Annotated in this window: 3 protein-coding genes; all 3 read left to right on the top strand. The window is 54.1% G+C overall.

Annotation, left to right across the window (positions count from 1 at the left end):
- The first annotated feature begins 124 nt into the window (after nt 1-124).
- Nucleotides 125-565, top strand: a complete 441-nt coding sequence (locus tag ACFFAR_RS28055) for an SET domain-containing protein-lysine N-methyltransferase (RefSeq protein ID WP_174365041.1) — start codon at nt 125-127, stop codon at nt 563-565.
- 257 nt (nt 566-822) lie between these two features.
- Nucleotides 823-1,128 carry a hypothetical protein gene (locus ACFFAR_RS28050; RefSeq protein WP_174365042.1) on the top strand — a complete coding sequence of 102 codons (306 nt, stop codon included), beginning with the start codon at nt 823-825 and terminating at the stop codon, nt 1,126-1,128.
- Between the two features lie 777 nt (nt 1,129-1,905).
- Nucleotides 1,906-3,586: ATP-binding protein (locus tag ACFFAR_RS28045; RefSeq protein ID WP_174365043.1), on the top strand; the 1,681-nt coding region annotated here is incomplete at its 3' end.

Below are 3,586 nucleotides of genomic sequence, written 5' to 3'. Positions count from 1 at the left end.
GAGCGGGCTGGCGTTTCAAATAATAGGTGCGTGTTCGCATGAGCCCCGTGCTGTAATCTCGTTCAGAACGGTATGATTTTGCATCGCAGGGACATTCGTCAAGCATCATTTCCGGAGCAGGGGCATGCGCAGGTTTTACGTACAACGGTCAGCCATTCACGGGCGCGGGATATTCGCCTCGGCGGTCATGGCGCGAGGCGACTATTTGCTCGAATATAAGGGTGAGGTACTGTCTGAACGCGAAGCAAATCGGCGGTTTGCCCGATCAGAAGCGGAGGCGGGGCACACTTTCTTTTTCGGGATCGGCGATGGCCGCGTGATCGACGGCGCTGTTTCCGGCAACTCCGCGCGCTGGATTAATCACAGCTGCGCACCGAACTGCGAGGCCGAGCAGGACAACGATCGCGTCTATATCCGTGCGATCAAAAAGATCAAAGTCGGCGACGAAATTTTCATCGATTATCGTCTGGATGCTGGAAGCCGACCCAGCAAAGCGCTGAAAGCGACCTACGCATGCCGGTGCGGCGCGAAGAACTGCCGTTCCACAATGCTGTATGTAAAGTGAATGGAGGTCGATGCGAGGAATTCCAGTTTCGCGCATCTGCTCCAGCTGCTTCTTGGATTGTTGTGAAACTACCTGCCCAAGCTGGTGGAGAGAATGTTGGTGTCTTACGTCATATATCCTGCACGCGGTTGCGGCTCGTCTGGAAAAGCTTTGCGGTCTTTCGTTAGCACCGCTACCGGTTTAGATCCTCGGAAAAGCGAATAACCCGCGAAGCTTTCGCTTCGGTCTTTCTTGCGCTGCTGAGTGCCCGGACTTACTTGTCGCTTAATGCGGGCCTCATTGAGGTCGACGATGTAAATGATTGGACCAGCCAGCCGTTCGGTCTTTTGAATCCTGTCGGGGATATTACGGACTTGAACGAGCTCAATTTGGGGCTTCAGCTTATCGACCAACCGGTCGCCGCGTTTGGCGCTGCGTCGGGCGCGCTTAGCGGAACAATCAAAGCAATGTTTTACAGACATAAATCGATTGGCGGCTATGACTTCATCTCGGAGTTCCTCATCGCTCCAGAGGACGGCGCTGTACAGACGCTATCGTGCGTGCGCGACCGCGACATAGCTTAATTTGCGCTTCGCTTCTCGCGCCAATCACCGTCCAGCAAAACTTGTCGACTTTAAGTCAGTTTCAGCATAATGGACGACTTTAGGACAAGCAAAATTGAAAAAGCTAATAGGCAAGTTGTCTCTGGCGCTTCACACGCAACCATTTATCGGTTAGGCATAGCCAGGTAGGCAACCGCTGGTCACGCAGCAGGCACGGCACTGCGAGCAATGTTCCGAACATCGGGCGTGACAAGACAATGAAGAGCTTCACCGCCTACTGCATGCCGCCTTTCGCGCGGCTGACGGCGACATGCGTCGCACCACCGGTCTTGACCATATCCCAGGGCTGAGCAAGATAATTCTCTGCAATCCATAATGAAGGAGATCTCGACCCAACAAACGTCAACGTTTCGTAATCTGAGGAGTAGCCGGTGATAGAAAGGTACGGAGTGTTCTGTGGCCTCCCAAACGGGAAACATGCACGCCGTACGAAAGCGATGCAGAGCTTTGTGGACCGACTGCCTCGATGATGACGTTCACGCTCAGGTGTTCGAAGCAACTGGATAGGGGGTTGAAGGGAAATAAGCCAGGCTAACCCCATTCCAGACGCTCCCCTTATGGCCCGAACGCGGGCCGAAAGTGCCTTTGTTACTTGGTAACAAGCGAAAAGCTGTGCTATCGTATTTTCGTCATTGGGAATTTGCATATGGTTCCTTGACATCGCGCGGCGCGGACACAGCCGAATAGCGAATCGCAAATAGCGTCTTCAAGAACGCTAGACTTCACTCAGAGCTAATCGTGCCTATCGCGCCAGCGTCCGACACCGACTTTCAGCTTCCCATCCGCAATTTCAGAACAACACGCCGCGCACTGCAGATCATTCTTGCTGTTAGTGTCGTCGTCCCGTTGGCGTTTCTTGCTTCATTCACTTATTTTGATCACGAGAGACGTTTCGACGACGCTAAAGATACGACCGATCGTCTTGCACGAGTCGCCGAAGAGCAGGCGATCAAAGTTTTCGATCTTAATAGGGTCATTCAAGCTCAGGTTGTCGAGCTTCTTGGGGATGACGACAAGAGTCACGTACTTCAGAACCAGCAGGACCTGCACAACCGCTTTATCAAGCTAGGGGGCGGATACCCACAAGTGAGCGCAATTTCGGTATTCGATGCAAATGGCATACTTATGGTAACGAGCAGGGCATTTCCGGCCCTGTCGTTTTCGGTGGTCAACCGTGAAGACTTCGTCCGCGCACGCGAGCTGGAAGGCGCAACTTATTTTTCTCATTCCACAGATGCCCCCGGCGGGGATACTGTTTTTTTCACCACCGTGGCGCGCATCGGTCCCCGTAGCAAGTTTTTAGGTGTGGTGGCGCTTGCTTTACGGCGTCAATATTTCACGAATTTTTACCGTGAGTTGGAAGATGATAATCCGGCCGTCTCGCTTGGCCTGTTCCGTTCCGACGCCCATGTCCTTGCTCGCTACCCGAGCCAAGCCGACGACGCGATCCAAAATCCTGCGTCGAAATTCGCCCGCAGCCTTCGCGAAGGCCAAGCAAATGGTCAGCTTAGGGCGACTTCGAGCATCGACGGTTTAACGAAGTATATTTCCTTCCGCAAAGTGGCTGGCTATCCGCTGTACGTATCAGCAGGTATCTCACTTGCCGCGATCAACTCGGCATGGATTCAGAACGTGCTCTTGACGACCGTGATTACCCTTGTTCCCAGCATACTGGTGTGGTTACTCGTGTTTTTTTCACTGCGCCAACTATCTACCGAACAAGCTGCATGGGAACGGTGGCAAGCGGAAGTGGCCATGCGAATCTCCGCTGAAGCGTCCAACCGGCAATTGCAACGCATGAGCGCACTTGGCAATCTTATTGCGAATGTGGCACATGATTTCAACAACCTCCTCATGGTGGTTAAGGCCAACATGACGCTGATCAAGCGCCGACACCTCTCCGATATCGGTCGGGAAGTCAACGCCATAGAGAGCTCGATTCAGGGTGGAGAGGCGCTTGGCCGGCGATTGCTGAGCGTAGCCAGGAAGCGCCCACTGAAGCGCGAATCGATAGATTTGCATGATTGGATCGCTACTGCGGGCGCGCTCGTGAACGCCGCGGTTGGTGCGCGCATCAATGTCCAGATACAGCTGCCCTCCGGTCTCTGGTGCGTACTCGGTGACGCTACTGAACTTGAATTCGCAGCCTTGAATCTCGCCACCAACGCTAGGGATGCCCTTCCAAACGGCGGCCTGTTGATTATCCGTGGGCAAAACACCAGCATGACAGCAACCGATGGACTTCTGTCTGCCGGCGAATACGTATTGCTGTCATTCACCGACAATGGCACAGGCATGTCGGAGGCGGTGCGTCAACGGGCTTTTGAACCGCTGTTCACGACCAAGTCGCAGGATGCGGGGACTGGTCTGGGTCTTTCCCAGGTTCTTTCCGCCTGTGAGCAGTTGGGGGGAGCCGCTC

Origin of the sequence: uncultured Caballeronia sp. (assembly GCF_964243625.1) — a bacterium.
Classification (GTDB): Bacteria; Pseudomonadota; Gammaproteobacteria; order Burkholderiales; family Burkholderiaceae; genus Caballeronia.
Note: the sequence above shows the minus strand (reverse complement) of the source record. Positions and strands in the feature narration are given on the sequence as shown.